Origin of the sequence: Tenacibaculum jejuense (assembly GCF_900198195.1) — a bacterium.
Classification (GTDB): Bacteria; Bacteroidota; Bacteroidia; order Flavobacteriales; family Flavobacteriaceae; genus Polaribacter; species Polaribacter jejuensis.
The window spans coordinates 2,044,888-2,066,707 of record NZ_LT899436.1 but is presented as its reverse complement, the minus strand read 5'-3'; the positions used below and the strand labels follow the sequence as shown (position 1 = coordinate 2,066,707).

At 29.1% G+C, this 21,820-nt stretch carries 21 protein-coding genes; 13 read left to right on the top strand and 8 right to left on the bottom strand.

Going from position 1 to position 21,820, the window contains the following annotated elements; all coding sequences use genetic code 11:
* Positions 1-3: 3 nt before the first annotated feature.
* Genes AQ1685_RS09170 through AQ1685_RS09135 form a run of 8 tightly spaced genes read right to left on the bottom strand, consistent with a single transcriptional unit; the run spans position 4 to position 4,239 of the window.
* On the bottom strand, positions 4-759 hold the full coding sequence (locus tag AQ1685_RS09170; RefSeq protein ID WP_095071481.1) for a LytR/AlgR family response regulator transcription factor: 756 nt from the start codon (positions 757-759) through the stop codon (positions 4-6).
* A 12-nt stretch (positions 760-771) separates the two neighbouring features.
* A complete protein-coding gene (locus tag AQ1685_RS09165) occupies positions 772-1,128 on the bottom strand; it encodes a 2TM domain-containing protein (RefSeq protein WP_095071479.1) in 357 nt (118 codons plus the stop codon).
* A 16-nt stretch (positions 1,129-1,144) separates the two neighbouring features.
* Positions 1,145-1,489, bottom strand: a complete 345-nt coding sequence (locus AQ1685_RS09160; RefSeq protein WP_095071477.1) for a 2TM domain-containing protein — start codon at positions 1,487-1,489, stop codon at positions 1,145-1,147.
* Between the two features lie 4 nt (positions 1,490-1,493).
* Positions 1,494-1,838: a 2TM domain-containing protein gene (locus tag AQ1685_RS09155; protein WP_095071475.1), complete on the bottom strand. Its 345-nt coding sequence runs from the start codon at positions 1,836-1,838 to the stop codon at positions 1,494-1,496.
* Positions 1,839-1,843: 5 nt separating this feature from the next.
* Positions 1,844-2,122 carry a 2TM domain-containing protein gene (locus tag AQ1685_RS09150; RefSeq protein WP_095071473.1) on the bottom strand — a complete coding sequence of 93 codons (279 nt, stop codon included), beginning with the start codon at positions 2,120-2,122 and terminating at the stop codon, positions 1,844-1,846.
* Entirely contained in the window at positions 2,112-2,411 is a 300-nt protein-coding gene (locus tag AQ1685_RS09145) for a 2TM domain-containing protein (protein ID WP_095071471.1), read from the bottom strand. Before AQ1685_RS09145 ends, AQ1685_RS09150 begins: the two co-directional genes overlap by 11 nt.
* Before the next feature lie 5 nt (positions 2,412-2,416).
* Positions 2,417-3,772, bottom strand: a complete 1,356-nt coding sequence (locus AQ1685_RS09140) for a 2TM domain-containing protein (protein WP_095071469.1) — start codon at positions 3,770-3,772, stop codon at positions 2,417-2,419.
* 50 nt (positions 3,773-3,822) lie between these two features.
* The gene (locus AQ1685_RS09135) at positions 3,823-4,239 is read right to left on the bottom strand and encodes a DUF2141 domain-containing protein (protein WP_095071467.1); all 417 of its coding nucleotides are present in this window, start codon (positions 4,237-4,239) and stop codon (positions 3,823-3,825) included.
* A gap of 451 nt (positions 4,240-4,690) precedes the next feature.
* Here AQ1685_RS09135 and AQ1685_RS09130 point away from each other — a divergent pair, with 451 nt between their 5' ends.
* From AQ1685_RS09130 to AQ1685_RS09070, 13 genes are all read left to right on the top strand, one after another.
* Positions 4,691-5,308 (top strand): GNAT family N-acetyltransferase, encoded by a 618-nt coding sequence (locus tag AQ1685_RS09130; protein ID WP_095071465.1) that lies wholly within the window; start codon positions 4,691-4,693, stop codon positions 5,306-5,308.
* Positions 5,305-6,492, top strand: a complete 1,188-nt coding sequence (gene argG / locus AQ1685_RS09125; RefSeq protein ID WP_095071463.1) for an argininosuccinate synthase — start codon at positions 5,305-5,307, stop codon at positions 6,490-6,492. The genes AQ1685_RS09130 and argG overlap by 4 nt, the downstream gene beginning before the upstream one ends.
* On the top strand, positions 6,485-7,462 hold the full coding sequence (gene argC, locus AQ1685_RS09120) for an N-acetyl-gamma-glutamyl-phosphate reductase (protein WP_095075042.1): 978 nt from the start codon (positions 6,485-6,487) through the stop codon (positions 7,460-7,462). Before argG ends, argC begins: the two co-directional genes overlap by 8 nt.
* Positions 7,463-7,626: 164 nt before the next feature.
* Positions 7,627-8,427 (top strand): pyrroline-5-carboxylate reductase, encoded by an 801-nt coding sequence (proC, locus tag AQ1685_RS09115; protein WP_095071461.1) that lies wholly within the window; start codon positions 7,627-7,629, stop codon positions 8,425-8,427.
* Positions 8,424-9,563 carry an aspartate aminotransferase family protein gene (locus AQ1685_RS09110; RefSeq protein WP_095071459.1) on the top strand — a complete coding sequence of 380 codons (1,140 nt, stop codon included), beginning with the start codon at positions 8,424-8,426 and terminating at the stop codon, positions 9,561-9,563. The genes proC and AQ1685_RS09110 overlap by 4 nt, the downstream gene beginning before the upstream one ends.
* Positions 9,564-9,675: 112 nt before the next feature.
* Positions 9,676-10,611 carry a Rossmann-fold NAD(P)-binding domain-containing protein gene (locus AQ1685_RS09105; protein ID WP_095071458.1) on the top strand — a complete coding sequence of 312 codons (936 nt, stop codon included), beginning with the start codon at positions 9,676-9,678 and terminating at the stop codon, positions 10,609-10,611.
* Between the two features lies 1 nt (position 10,612).
* The gene (gene argB, locus AQ1685_RS09100) at positions 10,613-11,389 is read left to right on the top strand and encodes an acetylglutamate kinase (RefSeq protein WP_095071456.1); all 777 of its coding nucleotides are present in this window, start codon (positions 10,613-10,615) and stop codon (positions 11,387-11,389) included.
* Complete coding sequence (locus AQ1685_RS09095; protein ID WP_394341874.1) at positions 11,368-12,459, top strand: M20 family metallo-hydrolase; 1,092 nt, start codon at positions 11,368-11,370, stop codon at positions 12,457-12,459. The genes argB and AQ1685_RS09095 overlap by 22 nt, the downstream gene beginning before the upstream one ends.
* Before the next feature lie 148 nt (positions 12,460-12,607).
* Positions 12,608-13,879, top strand: a complete 1,272-nt coding sequence (gene argH / locus AQ1685_RS09090) for an argininosuccinate lyase (RefSeq protein ID WP_095071452.1) — start codon at positions 12,608-12,610, stop codon at positions 13,877-13,879.
* A 741-nt stretch (positions 13,880-14,620) separates the two neighbouring features.
* Positions 14,621-15,823 (top strand): exonuclease SbcCD subunit D C-terminal domain-containing protein, encoded by a 1,203-nt coding sequence (locus tag AQ1685_RS09085; protein WP_095071450.1) that lies wholly within the window; start codon positions 14,621-14,623, stop codon positions 15,821-15,823.
* Between the two features lie 12 nt (positions 15,824-15,835).
* A complete protein-coding gene (locus tag AQ1685_RS09080; RefSeq protein WP_095071448.1) occupies positions 15,836-19,489 on the top strand; it encodes an AAA family ATPase in 3,654 nt (1,217 codons plus the stop codon).
* 247 nt (positions 19,490-19,736) lie between these two features.
* Entirely contained in the window at positions 19,737-20,465 is a 729-nt protein-coding gene (locus tag AQ1685_RS09075) for a hypothetical protein (protein WP_157730166.1), read from the top strand.
* A gap of 6 nt (positions 20,466-20,471) precedes the next feature.
* Positions 20,472-21,425 carry a hypothetical protein gene (locus AQ1685_RS09070; protein WP_095071445.1) on the top strand — a complete coding sequence of 318 codons (954 nt, stop codon included), beginning with the start codon at positions 20,472-20,474 and terminating at the stop codon, positions 21,423-21,425.
* Positions 21,426-21,820: the final 395 nt, after the last annotated feature.

Below are 21,820 nucleotides of genomic sequence, written 5' to 3'. Positions count from 1 at the left end.
TTTTTAATCAATCCAATTTTTAAAATCTTTTACACGTTCTCTACTCACAATAATTTCTTGATCAGTAAAAGAATATAAGACTAACTTTAATCGTGAATTTGTATACGATATAATGTCTTTTATTGCATTAATATGAACTATAAACGTTCTATTTACTCTGAAGAATTGTTCTGGATCTAAATGATCGTACCAATGCTCTAAAGAATGGTCTATCAAATAATTTCTATTCTCGTTTGTATGTATATAAGTAGCTTTATTCTCTGAATACAAACACTCGATATTGTCTGTATGTATAATCTTTATGTGTTGACCAATTTTTATCGTAAAACGTTTCTTGTATTTTCGATCTATTGGATTAATTAACAGCTTCCTAATTTCGTTAATATCAACCTGAATATTATTACTTTTTGGTTGTTGCTCTTTGTACTTATCTACAGCAACTTTTAACTCCTCATCATCAATCGGTTTTAATAAATAATCGATAGAGTTTAATTTAAATGCTTTAAGTGCATATTCATCATAAGCAGTAGTAAAAATGATGGCAGACTTTACTGGTATTTCTTCAAAAATTTCAAACGACAAACCATCTGAAAGTTGAATATCTAAGAAAATTAAATCAGGATGCTCATTCGTTTGAAACCAATTTAACGCTTCTTCTACAGAATGCAACATTGTATTTACTTCTATATTCAGTTCAGCTAACATTCTATTTAAACGTCTTGCTGCTGGTTTTTCATCTTCAATTATTAAAACATTCATATTTAATACTAATTAGTCTATATATTTATTTGCTTGTTTTTTGTCTTTTTCTATCAGCTCTTTAATTTTTTGCTCTTCCCAATTCTTTCCTAATAGTGCTGATATTGCATAAACGTCTATCGCTTGAAAAACGACAATAATTCCCCAAACAGCCCATAAAGGGTAGACTTTAAAATTTTCAAAATTATACCAAAGATTACTAATTTTAAAACCACCGAATATATGAAAGTTTATTTCTGATAGATAAGATGATAAAGCAACTACTATATTAATAACCAGATACACTGTCACATGATCGTAAAACGATTTTATTTTAGCAGCTTCTTTCTTGGCTAAGAGATACTTATTTTTCTTTACATCTAATATCATAACTTTTTTATTTAAATTAACTTCTTAACATTCTATTTCTTTTATCTTTTTCTTCACCCATAAATTTTTCTATTTTTCTTCTTTCCCATTCTTTTCCAAAGAAATAATCTGTTCCAAACAATCGTAAAGCTTGAAATACAATTGCAATTCCCCAAAAAATCCAAACAGCAAAAGTTCCAAAATCAAAAAAAGCTTCTTCAAAAGACTCTCCATTTAATAGATTTCTTCTGATTTTCATAGTAGAAATAAAAGTATTTATAATCACATAAACTGCTAATTGTTTGTAAAAAGTCTTAATTTCATCTACTCTCTTTTTAGCTTTTATATATTCATTTTCTTGATTGTAATCTCTAATAAACATCTTCTTACTTATTTAACATTTTTTGACTTCTATTTTTATCTTTCTCCATAAACTCTTTTATCTTACGGTCTTCCCATTCTTTTGACAGTAAATTTCCAAATCCGAAAACACCTAACCAATGAAAGAAAACTCCAATTCCCCAAAACAACCATGTAGAGTAAACTCCAAAGTTACTAATGGCTTCTTCAAAAGAATCACCTTCATCACTCATTAAACCTACTATTATAATACAACTTAAAAATAAATTCACTAGAATGTAAACTACAAAGTGAGCATAAAAACCTTTAATATCTTTAACTTTCTTTTTCGCTTTTAAATAGCGTTGTTCTTGTAAAAAATCTTGTTCCATGAGTATTAATTTTTATTCATGATTTCTTTAATCTTACGTTCTTCCCAATCTTTACCAAATAAATTATCACTAAAAGTTACAAACGCATGAATTCCTATAGCTATTCCCCAACCTAACACAGAAAACCAAAACCAATGAAACTGTGGAGAAAAAGTTAAATTAGTATATATAATGATTGGTGTGTTTAATAGATATAATGCTAAATGCACATAAAAACCTTTAATTTCCTTAACTTTTTTCTTTGCTTTTAAATAGCGTTGTTCTTCAATGTAATTATTTTCCATTTCTGTTGTATTCTTTTATGTACTCATTAATCTTACGTTCTTCCCAATCTTTTCCCATTATCAATTTAAATCCTTCAAATACCTGAAAGGCGTGAGATAACAATCCTACTCCCCAACCAACAATAGAAAACCAAAACCAATGAAATTGTGGCGTAAATTTCAAATTGATAAAAATTAGTATTGGAATTACAATGACATATACTAGTATATGACCATAAAACTCTTTGATTTCTTGCACTTTTTTAAGTGCTTTCATATATCTAATTTCCTCTTCTCTAGAATACTCCATAACGGTTAGTATTTATCTTTATCCATTAATTCTTTAATCTTACGTTCTTCCCAATCTTTACCTAAAAAGATATTGTAATTGTACACTTCTAAACCATGAAATAATACACCTATTCCCCAACCAATAATTGGAAAATAAAACCAGTGAAATTGTGGTGAAAATCTTAAGTTTATAAAAATAAAGAAGGGAATACAAATTAAATATGAAGCCAAGTTTCTATAAAACTCTTTCATTTTTTCAACGCGCTCCACCGCTTTTATATAACTATTGTTCTCAAAATTATCTGAAATTTTCATAATGTCTTTTGTATTAATTAACAGTGGTAAACTCACTGTAAATGTTTTATTATCATTTGCTATATGAACTCTTTCGTTAGATATAAGTCCATATCGATCTGCTATATTTTGAAGCCCCACCTTCGTACTCTTTTTTCCTATGGCTTCTTTAGGATTTACGTTATTTTCTATTTTTAAATATCCGTTATCTTCATATATAGAAATTCGTAATGGCTTGGAACTCGAAACTACATTATGTTTTACAGCATTTTCTAGTAATAACTGTAAGGATAATGGCACTATTTTTAAGTCTCCATTACTTACCGAAGTTGGTACTTCAAATTCTAAAGCATCTTCAAAACGCATCTGTAGTAATTCCATATAGGTTTTAGCAAATTTTAATTCTTCTGTTAACGGAATTAATTCTTTATTTCTTTGCTCTAAAACATATCGATATACCTTAGATAATTTGGTGGTAAACTTTTCAGCCTGATTCGGATTTTCACCAATTAAAGAAGTCAATACATTCAAACTATTGAATAAAAAATGTGGATCTATCTGACTTTTTAAAGTTTCAAATTTTGCCGTTTCTGTTTTAGCTACAATTTGTTGTTGTTTTGTTTCTTGACTTGCAGCTCTTTTCCAATTGAACATAAAATCACGTGCATGTAAAAAAGCAGAAACTCCAAAAGAAAACTGAATCCAAAATAAATGTGTCCAAATCATTCCTTTTTTAAAGAAATCTTCAGAAGGCATTCCTTGTATCTTCACAAAAAGAACATAATTTATTGCTAATATTACAGGAACTGTGTACAAGACCGTAAATAGAATACCTGACCAAACCCTTTGATTGGTTTGTGTAATCCAATCCCATTTACTACTCAAATAATCATTTACAACGCCTTGGGTAAGTGCAAGAACAAATGAATACATGGCAGAAATCCCTATAGAAACCCATAATAATCGAACTGTATATGTACCACCAACTAGCCAAAAGAAAAATCCAAATCCAAAAGTTAATTTTAACGTATGTGTTATTTCTTTTTGAAAATATTTAATTGAAAATAGTTTTTCTTTTGATCTCATTTCGAATGAATTAATGGTTTTTAGTTCTTGTGTTTACAGAAACTAAAGATTTAAAATTTAATATCTAAAGATACATCTTTGTTGGTAATGATAAACTTTGCATCTTCATACCTTGGAGGTCCAAAATTCATTACATTATTTGATGCTCCATAATCTTCCATTGGCATACCACCAGGCTGAAAATCCATTCTGTTATTACTATTTTTATCATGATAACAAGCAATTGCATATTCTCCTGCCGGAACATTTTCAAATACAACTACAGATTTTCCATTTTCTATTTTACCTTCTTTAGCTTGAATTGGTTCTCCTGTTAAAAAGTTTTTTTTATCTGAAAGCGCAAACTTTACTGTTCCTTGGTTAGAATTTACATTAACCACGGTAACTGTTATTTTTTGCTTAGATTCTTGAGCTGTAGTATTAGTTAATGTTAGTAATACTAATAAAAAGGTACTTAAAAATTTCATCATTTCTTTGTTTTAAGGTTAATAACACTTCAAAGATGCAGTGACATGGTGTATTTTAAAACTTATTATTACCGAATTGTAAATTTTACATGATGAATTGTAATTTTTTAAAAAATAAGTTTGGAGTATTCTTTTTTTTTATACATTAGCAGCATGCATACAAGCAATAAGACAAACCAAATTTCATTACGCCGACGACGCCCCATGCGACGCCGTTAGTTTATTCTTACTTGAGAATTAATTGAAATTTGAATTATATCTTATTAAAATCATTATGCAATCTTACAATACTTCTTTATCGTTAATAAACACAATTATCAAAACTGATAATAGGATTTCTGTACGACGCTTTTTCCCGCGCCCGTAAGGGCTTTTATGACTAATAGAACTTAGGTGAGTCCGGTTCTGCTTCAGAAAAAAAGAAACAACAAACAATTTTAAAATTAAGGTAATGGAAATCATTATTGCCGATATATCACATAAAATTTACGCAGAAGAAATTTGTACTACCATAGAAAATGCAGCTAAAATTAGAGGTACAGGTATTGCAAAGAGAAAACCAGAATATATTATTTCTAAAATGGAAAAAGGTAACGCAGTTATCGCTCTAGATGGAAATACATTTGCTGGTTTTTGTTATATAGAATCTTGGGGACATGGAAAATTTGTTGCCAATTCTGGATTAATCGTTCATCCAAAATTTAGAGGTTTAGGCTTGTCAAAGAAAATAAAGCAAAAGATTTTTGACCATTCAAGAACTAAATTTCCACATTCTAAAATATTCAGTATTACTACTGGATTAGCGGTTATGAAATTGAACAGTAATTTAGGGTATAAACCTGTTACTTTTTCGGAACTAACTACAGATCAAACGTTTTGGGATGGATGTAAAACCTGCGTCAATTATGATGTTCTGACTAGAACAGAACAAAAGATGTGTTTATGTACGGGAATGTTATATGACCCTGCGACCGAAAATAAAAATCAACCTAAGAAAATCAAAGAAAAAACATTCACTAGGTTGAAAAGTATCAAACAACATTTATTCTTAAAAAAAGAGAAAAAATGAAAAAATTAGTTTTAGCATATAGCGGCGGTTTAGACACTTCTTATTGTGCAGTACACTTAACAAAGGATGAAAATTTTGAAGTTCATGCTGTTAGTGTAAATACAGGTGGATTTACCAAAGAAGAAATACATGATATTGAAAGTAAAGCATATCAATTAGGTGTAAAAACCTATAAAAATATAGATGCAGTCCACAATTACTACGAAAAAGTAATTAAACACTTAATCTACGGAAATGTATTAAAAAACAATACATATCCATTGTCTGTAAGTGCAGAAAGAATTGTACAAGCCATAGAAATTATTAATTATGCAAAATCCATTGGAGCAGAATATATTGCACACGGTAGTACAGGAGCGGGAAACGATCAAGTACGTTTCGATTTAATCTTTAACACACTGGCTCCTAATATTAAAATTATTACTCCAATTAGAGATAAAAAGTTAAGCAGACAAGAAGAAATTGCTTATCTACAAAGTCACGGTGTAGATCTATCCTGGAGTAAAGCTAAATATTCTGTAAACAAAGGTTTATGGGGAACTAGTGTTGGTGGTGATGAAACATTAACCTCTCACCTAGCCTTACCCGAAGAAGCATATCCTTCTCAGCTACAAGAAACAAAAGCTACAGATATTAAAATTTCCTTTGTAAAAGGAGAACCTGTAGCAATTAACGGCGAGAAAGATACTTCCGGAGTTATCATTGAAAAACTAAACAATATCGCATCTAAATATGCTATTGGTAGAGATATTCATGTTGGTGACACTATTCTTGGTATTAAAGGAAGAGTTGGATTTGAAGCTGCTGCTGCTTTATTAATTATTAAAGCACATCACTTATTAGAAAAACATACATTAACCAAATGGCAATTACAGCATAAAGATTATGTAGCTAATTGGTACGGAAATCACTTACATGAAGGTTTATATCTCGATCCTGTGATGAGAGATTTAGAAGCTATGTTAAGTAGTAGTCAACAACAAGTAACTGGCGATGTGTTTTTAACTTTAAAACCTTACCATTTTACTGTAAACGGAATTTCTTCGGATAACGATTTGTTACAATCAAAATTTGGTAGTTATGGTGAAATGAATAACGCTTGGACTGCAGAAGATGCTAAAGGTTTCATCAACATTTACGGAAATCAAACTAAAATCTATCAAAATACCAACAATGATGATTAAAGCTGGAATTATAGGTGGAGCTGGTTATACAGCAGGAGAATTAATTAGATTATTAATACATCATAAAGAAGTAAAAATTGATTTTGTCTTTAGTACTTCAAATTCTGGTAATCCAATTAGCGCGATTCATCAAGATTTAGTTGGATCTATAGATCAAAAATTTACAGACACAATTAATACTAATATTGATGTTTTATTCTTGTGCTTAGGACACGGGAATTCAGGAAAATTTCTTGCGGAGCATCAATTTTCTGATACTACAAAAATTATTGATTTAAGTAATGAATTCAGACTTGTAAACGATAAAGTATTTCAAGGAAATGAATACGTATATGGCTTACCTGAAATCAATAAAGAGGAAATAAAAGGCGCAAATTATATTGCAAATCCAGGTTGTTTTGCTACCGCAATTCAATTAGCTATTGCTCCTTTAGCCTCAAAAAAACTAATCACAAATAACATTCATGTAAATGCTGTTACTGGTGCAACTGGAGCAGGAACTAGTTTATCGAAAACAACACATTTTACCTGGAGAGATAATAATTTCTCCTATTACAAGCCTTTTACGCATCAACATTTAGGAGAGATTTATCAAACTATAGAAAAATTTCAATCAGAGAGTAAACACCAAGTTTTGTTCTTACCGAATAGAGGAAACTTTTCTAGAGGAATATTTGCTACTGTGTACACTGAGTTTTCAGGTTCAGCAAAAGAAGCTATTAAAATTTATAAAGAATTTTACAAAGACGCTGCTTTCACTTTTGTTGCTGACCAAACTTTACATCTGAAGCAAGTAGTAAATACCAATAAATGTTTAGTGCATGTTCATAAACATGAGAATCAATTATTAATCACAAGTTGTATTGATAATTTATTAAAAGGAGCTTCTGGACAAGCAGTACAAAACATGAATTTAATGTTTGGTTTTGAAGAAACAGAAGGATTACAATTAAAAGCTAACTTTTTCTAAACATCAAACTATAAGAGAATATATAATTCGTATTTCAAACGTCATTCTGAATTTATTTCAGAATCTCACCGAGTAGATCATTAATTATGATGAGAAACTGAAACAAGTTCAGTTTGACGAATTACAATTTTTAGATAATCTCTTTATCAACTATAAATAAAATCATGAAAATAGCCATCATAGGAACAGGAAACTTAGGAAAATCAATAGCTAAAGGATTGATAAAAAGTCAGAACTTTAATTCACTGTATTTAACTAAAAGAAACGTAAGTGAATTAAACGATTTACCGAAACATGAGAACATTATTATTACAAGTAATAATAGTGAAGCAATTCAAAATTCTGATGTTTTAATTTTTGCAGTTCAACCAAAGCAATTGGAAGAAATCTTGTTTCAATCTAAAAAATATATCAATAAAGAACAACTTGTAATCTCAACAATTACTGGTTTTTCCATAGAAAAAATTGAACATATTTTAGGTCAGGGTTTTTCAATTATAAGAGCAATGCCTAATACAGCTATTGCTGTAGAAAAATCAATGACTTGCATTTCCGCTAATACTAATGATTCTAGTAAAATTACTATTGCTGAATCTATTTTTAATCAACTTGGAAATAGCATGATTATTCCTGAAAACTTAATGCAAGCTGCAACTGTGGTATGTGCAAGTGGAATTGCTTTTTGGATGCGTTTAATTCGTGCTACAACACAAGCTGCTATTCAATTAGGTTTTGATGCGAAAGAAGCACAGGAATTAGCGATGTTTACAAGTGAAGGAGCTGCTAACTTATTAATTCAATCTGGAAATCATCCGGAACAAGAGATAGATAAAGTAACTACACCGAAAGGATGTACAATTGAAGGTTTAAATGAAATGGAACACAAAGGTTTAAGTTCTTCTTTAATTCAGGGAATGGTTGCTTCTTTCAATAAAATTAACACTATTAAAAAAGAACAAATATGAGTTTATTTAACGTTTATCCATTATTCGATATTACTCCTGTAAAAGCTAAAGATGTATATGTGTATGATGAAAATGGCACACAATACTTAGACTTATACGGAGGACATGCAGTGATTTCCATTGGTCATTCTCATCCTACTTATGTAGAAAAATTACAACAACAACTAGCAAATATTGGATTTTATAGTAATTCTATTCAAAATCCGTTACAACAACAACTAGCTGAAAAATTAACAGCAATATCTGGGTGCAAATTTTATGAGTTATTTCTATGTAATTCTGGAGCAGAAGCTAATGAAAATGCAATAAAACTAGCTTCTTTCCATACGCAAAGGCACAAAGTTGTAGCTTTTAAAAATGCATTTCATGGTAGAACTTCAGCAGCTGTAGCTGCAACAGATAATCCTAAGATTGTTGCTCCAATTAACGCACAACAAGCCGTAGAGTTTGTCGATTTTGGAGATATCGAAGCTTTAACTAATATTTTAGCTAAAGGAGATGTTTGTGCAGTAATTACAGAAATTATTCAAGGAGTTGGTGGTTTAGATGAAGCATCAACAGAGTTTTACAAAACTGTAGAAAAACTTTGTAAACAATTCGGAACCTTATTTATTGCTGATGAAGTTCAATCCGGTTTTGGAAGGACTGGTGATTTCTTTGCTTTTCAAAAACATGAAATAGAACCAGATATTATTTCAATTGCTAAAGGAATGGGAAATGGCTTTCCTGTTGGAGGAATTTTAATTCATCCGAAAATTAAAGCATCATTTGGTCTATTAGGAACCACATTTGGCGGAAATCATTTGGCCTGTACTGCTGCATTAGCAGTTATAGAAACGATTCAACAAGAAAAATTATTAGATAATGTTGAAGAAATTTCGACCTATTTTATCGATAAAGTATCACAAATTTCAGGAATAAAAACAATTAAGGGACGGGGATTAATGCTTGGTTTAGAATTTGACTTCCCAATTGCAGAATTACGTAAAGAATTGATTTATAATCATCAGATTTTTACAGGAAGTTCTAAAAACCCGAACTTACTACGTATTCTTCCTTCATTAACGGTTAAGAAAGAACATGTAGATGTTTTTATCAATGCATTAACAAAAGCATTAGAGTTAAAAAAAGTATAAAAATTAATTACCCGTCATACTGTATCTACTTTAAGTATTTCATTAGATAAAATTTAAAATCTTTTGAGATTCTTGAACAGATTCATGTTGACCTTATACAAAACTCAAACCCATGAAAAAATATACTGAAATCAATGATATTAAAAATATACCCCAAACAATAACAGAAGCAATAGCATTAAAAAAAGCACCTTTTGAACATAAAAGTTTAGGTAAAAACAAAACCTTAGTAATGTTGTTTTTTAATGCTAGTTTAAGAACTAGATTAAGCACCGAAAAAGCTGCTAAAAACCTAGGAATGGATGTTATTTGTTTACAAATTAGTAACTCTTGGAATTTAGAATTTGAAGACGGAACTGTGATGAATTTATCAACATCTGAACATATTAAAGAAGCTGCAAAAGTAATTGCCCAATATGCAGATATAATTGCGGTAAGAGCATTTCCTACATTAAAAGACAAAGAGTTGGATTATGCAGAAGTAATTATGAATAGTTTCTCAAAATACGCAGATGTTCCTGTAGTTAATTTAGAGAGCTCTACAGCACATCCATTACAAGCATTAGCGGATGCCATTACTATAAATGAATTTAATTCAGATGCAATACCAAATGTTGTTTTGTCTTGGGCACCACATCCTAAAGCCTTACCGCAATCTGTTGCAAATTCTTTTGTAAACATGATGCAAAAATTACCTGTAAACCTAACAATTACACATCCGGAAGGTTATGAATTAAGTACTGAAATCACTAAAGACACTCAAGTAAGTTACGATCAGGAAGAGGCTTTAAAAAATGCAGATTTTGTTTATGTAAAAAACTGGAGTTCATATACGGATTACGGACAAATATTGAGTCAAGATAGCGATTGGATGATCACACAACATAAGCTTAATAATGCTAAATTTATGCATTGCTTACCTGTTAGAAGAAATGTTGTTGTTGAAGATGCAGTCTTAGATTCTGATAATTCTTTAGTAATAAATCAGGCAAACAATAGAACATATGCAGCTCAGGTTGTTTTAAAAAACATCCTCGAAAACTTATAATATGCAAGAATTAAAGATTATAAAAATTGGAGGAAACGTAATTAATAATGAAAAATTATTGAGTGATTTCCTTGATGATTTTGCCAAACTTGAATCGCCAAAAATTTTAGTTCATGGAGGTGGAAGAGCTGCTTCAGAATTATCTGTAAAAATGGGAATCAACCCTAAAATGATTAATGGACGTAGAATTACTGATACTGATACTTTAGAAATTATAACCATGGTTTACGGTGGAAAAATCAACAAAAATATTGTTGCACAATTACAAGCTAGAAAATGTAATAGTATTGGTTTTTCTGGTGCAGATGGCAATACTATTGTTTCTGTAAAAAGACCTGTAACTACTATAGATTATGGTTTTGTTGGTGATGTTGTTGAAATAAATACTGAAACTTCACGGATTTTACTAGACCATAAAATTAGTCCGATTTTCTGTGCCATTACACACGATGAAAACGGACAGTTACTAAACACAAATGCAGATACTATTGCTGCTGAACTAGCAATAGCATTATCTAAATCATATAAAGTTGCGCTTTATTACTGTTTTGAAAAAAATGGTGTATTAACAGATATTACAGATGATGATTCCGTAGTTGAAAAGATTAATGAAAAGATATTTGAAGATTTAAAGCGTGAAGAAATAATTAATGAAGGTATGCTTCCTAAAATACATAACTGTTTACAAGCAATTAAAAGAGGTGTAAACAGTGTTCATATAGGAAATAACGCAATGCCTTTTAACACGAATGTAAAATGTACAACGTTTCAACAATAATGACACAAAAAGAACTTACCTATAGCGCTATCGATCTCTTAAAAAAACTTATAGAGATTCCATCGTTTTCTTCAAAAGAAGATAAAACTGCGGAAGCTTTAGCCTATTGGTGTACGATTCATAGTATTGATTATAAGAGAACAAATAACAATATCTGGGCGGTCAATAAATATTTTGATGAAAGTAAACCAACTATTTTACTAAACTCTCATCATGATACTGTTTATCCAAATAACGGATACACAAAAGATCCACATAAAGCCATTGTAGAAGATGGAAAACTATATGGTTTAGGAAGTAACGATGCCGGAGGATGTTTGGTTTCTTTATTAGCAACATTTACTCATTTTTATCATCAAGAAAATTTAAACTATAATTTGGTTTTTGTTGGTTCTGCCGAAGAAGAAAGTAGTGGTCCGAACGGATTAAATAGTATGTTATCTATAATTCCTAAAATTGACGTAGCTATTGTTGGAGAACCAACATTAATGCAATTAGCTATTGCTGAAAAAGGATTGATTGTTTTTGATGCTAAAGTCAACGGAACACCGAGTCACGCCGCTCATCCAAATAATGATAATCCGATTTACAATACCATAGAAGTTTTAGAATGGTTTAAAAACTACACATTTGATAAAACTTCGGAAGTTTTAGGTGATGTAAAAATGACAGTCACACAAATTAATGCAGGAAAACAACATAATGCAGTTCCATCTGCAGTAGATTTAGTAGTAGATGTTCGTGTAAATGACAAGTATACAAATCAAGAAATTGCCGATATTTTAAATGAAGAAGCTCCATGTGAAATTGTGCCGAGAAGTTTACGATTGAATTCTTCTTCTATTGATAAAAATCATGAATTAATTCAAGCTGGTATAGCTTTAGGTAGAGAAACTTATGGTTCTCCTACCCTATCAGATCAATCAGTTTTAAGTTGTCAATCTGTAAAATTAGGCCCTGGTGATAGTAGACGTTCTCATACCGCAGATGAATTCATTTACATTGATGAAATTAAAGAAGGAATTGATATTTATATTAAAATACTTTCTTCAATTATCAGTGAACAGTGAACAGTGAACAGTGAACAGTGAACAGTGAACAGTGAACAGTGAACAAAATTATTTTTTCTTATTTAACAACTAAAATTCTAATATAAAGTTTCCTTTAAACTTTATATGAAAACTCAATACTAAATATTCTGTACTCAATACTAAACATATGAAACTCTGGAAAAAACAATTCAATTTAGATAAAGCCATAGAAAATTTCACTGTTGGTAACGATAGAGAAATTGATATACATATAGCAAAATACGACGTGATTGCTTCAAAAGCACACGCAAAAATGTTAGCTTCTGTAGATATTATTTCAAATGAAGAAGCTGAAAATTTAATTAAAGAATTAGATCATTTACTTCTACAAATAGAAAACAATCAATTTAATATTGAAAATGATTTTGAAGATGTACATTCAAAAATAGAATATGAACTCACCAAAAAACTAGGCGATACTGGAAAAAAAATTCATACTGCAAGATCAAGAAACGATCAGGTTTTAGTGGCTTTACAACTCTATTATAAAAATGAATTACAAGTAATTATTAACAAGGTAAAAACGTTGTTTAATACTCTAATTCAGTTAGCAGAAATACACCAAGAAAAATTATTACCAGGATACACACACTTACAAGTAGCAATGCCTTCTTCATTCGGATTATGGTTTTCTGCCTATGCTGAAACTTTAATTGATGATGTAGATTTATTAAAGGCTACATTAAAAATTGTGGATCAAAATCCGTTAGGTTCAGCAGCTGGTTACGGTAGTTCCTTTCCTATTGATAGAAGCTTTACAACAAAAGAACTTGAATTTTCAACTCTAAAATATAATGTAGTGGCTGCACAAATGGCTAGAGGAAAGAATGAAAGAATATTATCTAGTTCATTAGGGAATTTAGCCAATACATTAAGTAAATTCTCTATGGATATTTGCTTGTATATGAGTCAGAATTTTGGTTTTATTTCTTTTCCTGATGAATTAACGACTGGAAGTAGTATTATGCCTCACAAAAAAAATCCTGATGTATTTGAACTTATCAGAGGAAAGTGCAATCAAATTCAAGCCATTCAAACCGAAATGCTTTTAATTACCAATAATTTACCTAGTGGATATCATAGAGATTTTCAATTATTAAAAGAAAACACCATCAAAGCAATTGAAAATACAAAGACTATTCTAGATATTTTTAATTACAGCATTCAACAAATCATTGTAAAAGATGTAAATATTAACGATGAAAAATATAAATATCTTTTTACAGTAGACAATATTAATAGCTTGGTTACAGAAGGTATGCCTTTTAGAGAAGCGTATTTAAAAATTAGTAATGAGGTAGAAAATAAAACCTACTTTCCCGACACTTCAAAAAAACATACACATATTGGAAGTATTGATAATTTGAGCTTAGAGGAAATTAAAGGAAAAATCGGATAAAAACATTTATAATCTGAGATTGATTAACCTCCAAAAAACTAAAACAATACATTACTTTGAACAACTTCTCGACTACGCTCGAAGAGACATCAAATACATTAGAAAAAACTCTTTAATAATGGTGTCAGATCGAGCGCAGTCGAGATCAAAGTAATATGTTAACTAAACAACCTCTCGACTTACTTTGTAAGCTATTTTCGTTTAAAAGCTTTTAAACTCAATAATGCTCGAGGAGACAGAATCTAATATTTTTAAAGACTACCAACTAAATCACTGCATACTACTAACTAAAAAAAATTATTATAAATGCTTTTGTCCGATCGAGCGCAGTCGACACTTACTGTAGTTATAAAATTAAAAAGCTGATAGTTTAAAAAGATTTTCTAATTCATCACTGAGTGTCATTCTGTGTCAGATCGAGCGCAGTCGAGATCTTCTCTAAACACCTTAAGTAACTTATTTTAAACACTTTAAAAAAAATCAAGATTAATATCCCAACTATCTGAAATTTTATAGAAAGGATGGTTTCACTACTAGAAAAACGAATAGTCTTCTAATCATAAAAAATTATGTAGAGAACAATTCGTCTCACAAAAGCTTCTCAATAGTTCTGCTGAGCGAAAGTCGAAGTACAAAATTCTTTTACATTTCATTACAAACAATTTCACTAGAAATGACAATGTTTTTCACTAAATAATTACTCAAAATTAGTATTATACTTAAATTTACATTTTAGTTTAAATGAAAATACTTCACACCGCCGATTGGCATTTAGGACATAGATTACACGAACAATCTCAAGTAGAAGAACAAAGCTTGTTTTTACATTGGATTGAAAATTATATCATTGATCATAAAATTGATGTCTTACTGATATCAGGAGATGTTTTTGATACAGGATCGCCTTCCAATCAAAGTTTAGAAATGTATTATAATTTTTTGGTAAAATTAAAAGCCACTTCCTGTAAATCGATTATCATTACAGGAGGTAATCATGATTCACCAGGAACATTAAATGCACCGAAACATATACTAGATGCGCTTTCTATAAAAGTTGTGGGAAAAGCTACTGAAGATGTTGCTGATGAAGTTTTTAAAGTAGCTATCAATAACGAAACTGTGATAGTAGGTGCTGTTCCTTATTTACGTGACGGAGATATACGACGTGCAGTTGCAGGTGAAACATTTGAAGAACTAACCGATAAATACAAAACAGCCTTAATTAATCATTATAAAGCTGTTGCCGAACAATGTGAATTAGTAAATACTAAAAATGCTCCAGTAATTGCTATGGGACACTTATTTGCTACAGGAGGTTCTATTTCTGATAGTGAACAAAATATCTATGTAGGTACTTTAGGTCATATTGGTGCCGAAGATTTTCCTGATTATTTTGATTATGTAGCGTTAGGGCATTTACACAGACCTCAAATTGTTGGCGGAAATGATAAAATTCGATATTCAGGATCACCCAATGTATTAAGTTTTAGTGAAATTGGTTACGATAAAAAAATACTTGTACTAACAATAGAGAACAATAAAATAACTAATGTATCGGATGAAACAATTCCTTGTTTTAGATCTTTTTACAAATTAAAAGGTACCATAAATGAATGTATTGAGAAATTTCCAACAATTACTTCCAATACATACAAACTAACTCCTTGGGTTGAAATTGTCTTAAAGGAAGATAATAATATCAATATTGATGTTTTAAAAAAAGCAGCTGAAAATTACTCCTTTGAAATTTTAAAAACTTCTTTAAAAAACAGACGTCAAACAAAAGGTATTGAAGAATTGTTAGAAAATACAAAATCCATAAAAGAATTGGTTCCTGAAGAAGTGTTTAAAATGAAGTGTCAAGAAATGAGTTACGATTTAGAAAAAAATCCGGCTGTTTTAGATGCTTTTAATGAAATTTTACACACTGTTAAAAATCAATAAGGTATAATTTATATGAAAATTTTAAAAATAACACTCCAAAATATAAATTCATTAAAATCGAACGTACCTATTGTTATTGATTTTGAAAATGACCAATTTAAAGATGTTGGTTTGTATGCCATAACTGGTTCTACAGGAGCAGGAAAAACAACAATTTTAGATGCTATTACCATTGCTCTTTATCATAGTGTACCTAGATTTAATGGTACAAAAGCGACCTTAACTGATGTAGTAAGCCATGGTGCAAAAGAAGCATTTAGTGCAGTTACTTTTGAAAATAACAATACGATTTATGAAGGTTATTGGGGAATTAGACTTGCCAATAAATCAGGAGTACTTCTAAAAAATCCTATTGAAAAAGTAAGTTTAAAAAACCTATCAACACAAAAGACCTTAGCAGATCAAAAACGAAAATATCTTGAGGTTGTTGAGAAGGTAACACAGTTAGATTATACACAGTTTTTACGTTCTGTTATGTTGGCACAGGGAGACTTTGCTTCATTTCTAACTGCTAAAGGTCCGGAAAAAGGAAAACTGTTAGAACAAATCACTGGTGAACAGGTTTATAAAAAAATTGGACAAAGTATTTTAGAACGAAAATCTAAAGAAGAAAACATATTAAAAGAGCTTCAATCTACTATTAATTCGGCAGATGTTTTGAATGATGAAGTTAAAAACGAATTAATTGCTAAAGACAAATCATTAGATACCAATCTTACAGAGATAGAGAAAGAAATAAAGGCGACTCAACTAATCGTTGATTGGTATATCAAACAACATAAATTAAATGAAGAAGCTAAAAAATTAGAAGAAAACTCTGAAAAAATAGAGGTTTACATTAAAAAGCATAAAACTGAGTTAGATGCCTTAGCATTACATGAAAAAGCGATGCCTTTTAAAGAAATTATTGATAACTTTAATAGGGTAGAAAAAAGTAAAAATGATCAAATAAATCAATTAAAATTAATTGATGCCAGTTTAGTTACTCTAAAACCAAAGATTGAATCTTTAGAAAAACAAGTAACGGTAAGTACTAAAGAATTAGAATTAGCAAATAAAGAATTTAATGACTGGTTACCAAAATTTGATATCATTACTAAGTTAGATAACTCTCTGAAAATAGAGCTTGAAAACAAACAAAAAACGAGCTTGCAACTTAATGAAGTAACTAACAAAATTAAAAACTGTAAAGCAGAACAAAAAGATTTCATTGATAATATCAAAGAAAACAAAGAAGCTATTAAAAAATCGGAATTGTTTTTAAATGAAAATGCTTTCTTAAAAGAAGTTGCTTTGGAAATTTCATCATGGACCAAAGATTTAACTACCTTAAAAGTTGATACAAAGTCTCTAAAAGAAGATGAAAATACTATTTCATTAAAAAAGAAAGAGATTGAAAAAACCAATTCACTTTTAAAAGATGAAACGTCGCTTTTAAATCAAAAAACAACTGCTCTAAAAAAAGTAGAAAAAGAATATGATGATGTTTCAGAAAAACTTCTAAAAAATAATATCACTGATCTTTTAAATCAAAAAAAGGAATTCACTAAAAAAGAAGCTAACTGGATACAGTTTAAAAATCTTTCCATTCAAACCATAAATGCTCAAAAAGAGTATTCAAATTTACTAGTAAAAAAGAAAACGAAAGAAAATGATTTAAAAGCTATTATTGATCAATTACAAATTGTTCAAAAAGATCTTACTAATCAAGAAAAAGCGGTGTCTGATGCCTCTAAAATTTTAGATTTAGAAAAAAGTATTGCGAAATATGAAACAGACCGACAACATTTAGTAAAAGGAGAACCTTGTGGATTATGTGGTGCTACAGAACATCCGTATGCTGATAACTTGAAAGTAATAAATATTTCTAAGGCAGAGGAAGAATTGCTACATCGACAAAAAAGGTTGAAAGAAATTACAACTGAAAAAAGTGATCTAGATAAAAATGAAGTTGCATTAAATACCTCTATTAAAGGATTTAATACACAACTTAAAACTATTGAAAATGAATTAATTTCTTTTAAAACAAGTGCTACTCCTCTTTCTATAGACTGCGAATTAACAGATAGTTCTAAAATAACATCTGAATTAACACAGATAAGTAAACAAATTTCTAAGGTGGATGATTCTTTGAAAGTTGCTCAGAATTTACAAAAAACTAAAAATGAATTATCAGAAACTATAAAAACTCAAAAAACGACTATAAATACGTTAAATACTTCTCTTGCAACACACAAAGAAAAGATTAAGAATATAGAAAAAAATATTGTTGCTATTCAAAAAACAATTGATTCATTAACCAAATCATGTAGTGAATTAGAAAAAGATTTAACTACCAAATTAGCTAAATTTAAGTACGAACTACCAGCTATTTCAAATGTAGATTCTTTCATTAAAGAAATAGAAACAGCTATTTTACAATTTAATCAAAACCAAAAAGTATCGGATCAGTTAAAAGCTAATGACAAGTTATTTAACAGTAAACTAGAAAATACAAATAAACAATTAGAAACATACAACACCTCTGAAAAAGAATATCTGCTAAGTATTAAAAATAGTGATAAAACATTTGCTGACTTACAAACTAAACGTAGCACTATTTTACCATTAAACACAAGTGTAGAAAATAAAAGAGCTACTTTAAATACCAACAAAAATAAATTAACCGAACAGCTTGATGGTATACAAAAAGAATTGCAAAAACAACTGAAAATTAAAACCGAAAAAGACACTTTAAAAACACAAAACTTAGAGGATCAAAAAAAGTTAACCAAAGAACTAAATACTTTAAAAACAAATCTTAATGCGTTAATATTAGATAGTGATTTTGAGAATAAAGAAACAATTGAAAAAGCATTATTAGATAAGGAAACAGTTGTGAAGTATAATGATTCAAAAGAAAGTATTAAAAGAAATCAGCTTAAAATAAAAGCTTTAAAAGAGGAAAATGTAAAAGCTATAAAGGAATTAAACGAAACAAAAAAATTTGAACTCACTCAAACGGAAAGTACGTCTACCTTAGAACATTTAAACACCGAAAAGAAAAACAATCTAACAGAAAAAGGTAAAATACAAGAAGCTTTTAGAAAGGATAAAGAAATTAGAGACCGAAACCAGAATATTTATAAAAAAATAGATACACAAGAAAGTATCTGTTCCGTATGGAGAGATTTATTCAGAGTAATAGGAAACTCTAAAGATGCTTTTAATGTATATGTACAACGATTAACTTTAAAACATTTATTAGATTTAGCTAATGTTCATTTATATAAATTAAATAAGCGATATTCTTTAAAAATGGAAGACAATTACAAACCAAAAGAAGAGCTTAATTTTAGTTTAATTGATCATTATCAAACAGATCAGGTAAGATTAGTAGATACCTCAAGCGGGGGCGAAAAGTTTATTATTAGTTTAGCTCTAGCCTTAGGCTTATCTGATTTAGCTAGTAAAAATGTTCGAATTGATTCTCTTTTTATTGATGAAGGTTTTGGAACACTCGATAAAAACTCTTTAGAAATAGTAATTTCTACCTTAGAAACGCTCCAATCACAAGGTAAAATGATAGGAATCATATCTCATGTAGAAAACTTAAAGGAACGTATTTCAACTCAAATTAAAATCACTAAAAAAAGTAATGGTGTGAGTGCTGTAGATATTGTTTAAAACATTTTTATTCATCTGAAAAGCTATAGTGATTCTGTTTCACTCAGGATTTAAAACCTATTTTATCATCAAATAAAGTTTAAAAGCAAATATAAAGTCAGCACTTTCGAATATACAACTATCAATTATATCATAAAGACAACTACTTAATTTTGGAGCATACTAATTAACTTTTAAAACAATCATGCTTCAAAAAATAAACAAAATATCTTCTAAACTTCAATTATTGGTAATCTGTACTTTTATAATGATATTTTACTTTAGCTGTTCTAGTGAAAAAACTAATGACTGGAACGAAGAAAATATCAATGGAAAAGTAGAATCTTATGAAGAAAAATCATTTAATGTTGTTAATGACGAAAAACAAGAAAAAAGCTTTGTAAAAGAGATCAAAAATTTTGACCAAAAAGGAAAAATTGTTGAAGAATATCTTTATGAGTTTGATGGAGTTGGAAGTAGATTTGTTCCTAAGTATGATGAAAAAGGCTATAAAACCGAAATGTTTTGTTACTCTACTCAAAGTAATAAACTAGTGTATAAATGGTTATATACTTATGATGATAATGGAAATAAGATTAAGGATGAAATATATAATTCAGGCAATCAAGTCATATTAGAACGTGATTTTAAATATGATCAAAAAGGAAATAAGATTGAAAGCATTGAAAAATACAAATACAATCCAGAAGGTGTTGTGAAGAAAAAAACATTTGAATATAATGACAATAATGAAAATTCAAAAACTACTACCTATGATCCTTTTGGAAAGAAAATAAAAAACTTTTACACTTTTGTATATGATAAAGATGGAAATAAAATAGAGGAAAATATTCATAACTCTAATGGTAAATTAACAAGTAAATGGATTTACAAATATGAGTTTGACAATCAAGGAAACTGGATAAAGAAAACTGAGTTTGATCAAGGCTTATTTCCAAAAAATATTATTGAACGTACCTATAAATATTACAATTAAACATCCATGTTAAAAAAAATAACTTTTATAATATTAACCTATATTTCTATTTTATTGAATGCTCAAAATGATAAAAATATCACCGTAAAAGATGGTATTACAGAAGATACTAAAGGAAATATAACTTCATACAAGAACGGTAAATTACATGGCAAACAGGTAAAAATTGAAGGATATTCCAATAGAAAAGAAATCTCATATTATGATAATGGAGAGATTCAAAAGAAGGAATACAATTACATATGGCTCGAAAATGAAGAAAATCCAACAGGAATTTATAAAAATGGAAAACCTTATGACGGTTATTTCCCTGTGAAAATGCAAGAAATTTTATTAGTTGATTTCTATAAAAAAGGAAAGAAAAAATATCAATACTCTAAAGAAAATGTTATTCAATTTAAGAACGATATTTTATCTATAAAATCTGAATATAAGAATGGTAGAATATATGATGGGCGCTCTTATGATTTTTCGGAACAGAATCAATATTTAAAAATTGATTATTTAAAAAAGGGAAAAGTAGTACAACAGATTTTTTGGGTCTTTGCTGTTCATTATGCTAATGCATTTACGATTCATTACACCAAAAATGGTTACACTATAACAGAGAAAAGAGATAAGAATGTAAAAGTTATTAGAAAACAAGATAGGATATCATTTTTTTATAAGGAAAAAGAAGTTCTTTTTATTTCTCTATTAAAAAACACTTTGGCGTCTAAAGATATTGGTTACTATGAAATTAATGGTAATTTAAAAGAGATTGTTAGGAATGGACTACAGTTTAGTTCTAAGGATGAAAAAGATATCGACGATAGTTATTTTCGTAGTTTATTGTTTAAAATATTTATGGAACTACGTTACGAAAAAAATTCTGACACAAACATTCCAAGCATAATTAAAAACATTAAAAACTCTCAACATGAAGATGTTTTTGCTCAAATAACTTACGATACAATTTGAAAACCTCTTTCTGGTATTATTGTTTCACAAAAAAATAAAAAATATACAGGTAAAGCCTATGATAATGGCAAACTTGTTAAAACTGTAACAGAAGTATCGAAAGATAGCATTAGAAACCTATATAGAAAATTATTAAAGTTATAGTTCATTTCAAATCTTAATATACTTTACTGAATTTATAATTTACGTTAATGAAATATTTGAGTGCAAGCATTGGTAGAAAATCGAATAGTTTAGTTTTTAATAGAGGGAACTTACGTCCACCACCAGATCCAAAAAAATAATGTTATATTCTATTCTATACACAGCGTAGTTTATCTTATTATTTAGATGAATTACGCTGTTTAGGCTTCACTTTAAAAAGATAATTTTAAATCACAAAAAGATAATTTTCT

Coding starts and splice junctions, on each gene's coding strand:
- AQ1685_RS09170 (WP_095071481.1), bottom strand. CDS start 759: ATGAATGTTTTAATAATTGAAGATGAAAAACCAGCAGCAAGACGTTTA.
- AQ1685_RS09140 (WP_095071469.1), bottom strand. CDS start 3,772: ATGAGATCAAAAGAAAAACTATTTTCAATTAAATATTTTCAAAAAGAA.
- AQ1685_RS09085 (WP_095071450.1), top strand. CDS start 14,621: ATGAAAATACTTCACACCGCCGATTGGCATTTAGGACATAGATTACAC.
- argG (WP_095071463.1), top strand. CDS start 5,305: ATGAAAAAATTAGTTTTAGCATATAGCGGCGGTTTAGACACTTCTTAT.
- AQ1685_RS09080 (WP_095071448.1), top strand. CDS start 15,836: ATGAAAATTTTAAAAATAACACTCCAAAATATAAATTCATTAAAATCG.
- argH (WP_095071452.1), top strand. CDS start 12,608: ATGAAACTCTGGAAAAAACAATTCAATTTAGATAAAGCCATAGAAAAT.
- AQ1685_RS09165 (WP_095071479.1), bottom strand. CDS start 1,128: ATGATATTAGATGTAAAGAAAAATAAGTATCTCTTAGCCAAGAAAGAA.
- AQ1685_RS09095 (WP_394341874.1), top strand. CDS start 11,368: ATGTACAACGTTTCAACAATAATGACACAAAAAGAACTTACCTATAGC.
- AQ1685_RS09150 (WP_095071473.1), bottom strand. CDS start 2,122: ATGGAAAATAATTACATTGAAGAACAACGCTATTTAAAAGCAAAGAAA.
- proC (WP_095071461.1), top strand. CDS start 7,627: ATGAAAATAGCCATCATAGGAACAGGAAACTTAGGAAAATCAATAGCT.
- AQ1685_RS09075 (WP_157730166.1), top strand. CDS start 19,737: ATGATATTTTACTTTAGCTGTTCTAGTGAAAAAACTAATGACTGGAAC.
- AQ1685_RS09135 (WP_095071467.1), bottom strand. CDS start 4,239: ATGAAATTTTTAAGTACCTTTTTATTAGTATTACTAACATTAACTAAT.
- AQ1685_RS09160 (WP_095071477.1), bottom strand. CDS start 1,489: ATGTTTATTAGAGATTACAATCAAGAAAATGAATATATAAAAGCTAAA.
- argC (WP_095075042.1), top strand. CDS start 6,485: ATGATTAAAGCTGGAATTATAGGTGGAGCTGGTTATACAGCAGGAGAA.
- AQ1685_RS09155 (WP_095071475.1), bottom strand. CDS start 1,838: ATGGAACAAGATTTTTTACAAGAACAACGCTATTTAAAAGCGAAAAAG.
- argB (WP_095071456.1), top strand. CDS start 10,613: ATGCAAGAATTAAAGATTATAAAAATTGGAGGAAACGTAATTAATAAT.
- AQ1685_RS09105 (WP_095071458.1), top strand. CDS start 9,676: ATGAAAAAATATACTGAAATCAATGATATTAAAAATATACCCCAAACA.
- AQ1685_RS09110 (WP_095071459.1), top strand. CDS start 8,424: ATGAGTTTATTTAACGTTTATCCATTATTCGATATTACTCCTGTAAAA.
- AQ1685_RS09145 (WP_095071471.1), bottom strand. CDS start 2,411: ATGGAGTATTCTAGAGAAGAGGAAATTAGATATATGAAAGCACTTAAA.
- AQ1685_RS09070 (WP_095071445.1), top strand. CDS start 20,472: ATGTTAAAAAAAATAACTTTTATAATATTAACCTATATTTCTATTTTA.
- AQ1685_RS09130 (WP_095071465.1), top strand. CDS start 4,691: ATGGAAATCATTATTGCCGATATATCACATAAAATTTACGCAGAAGAA.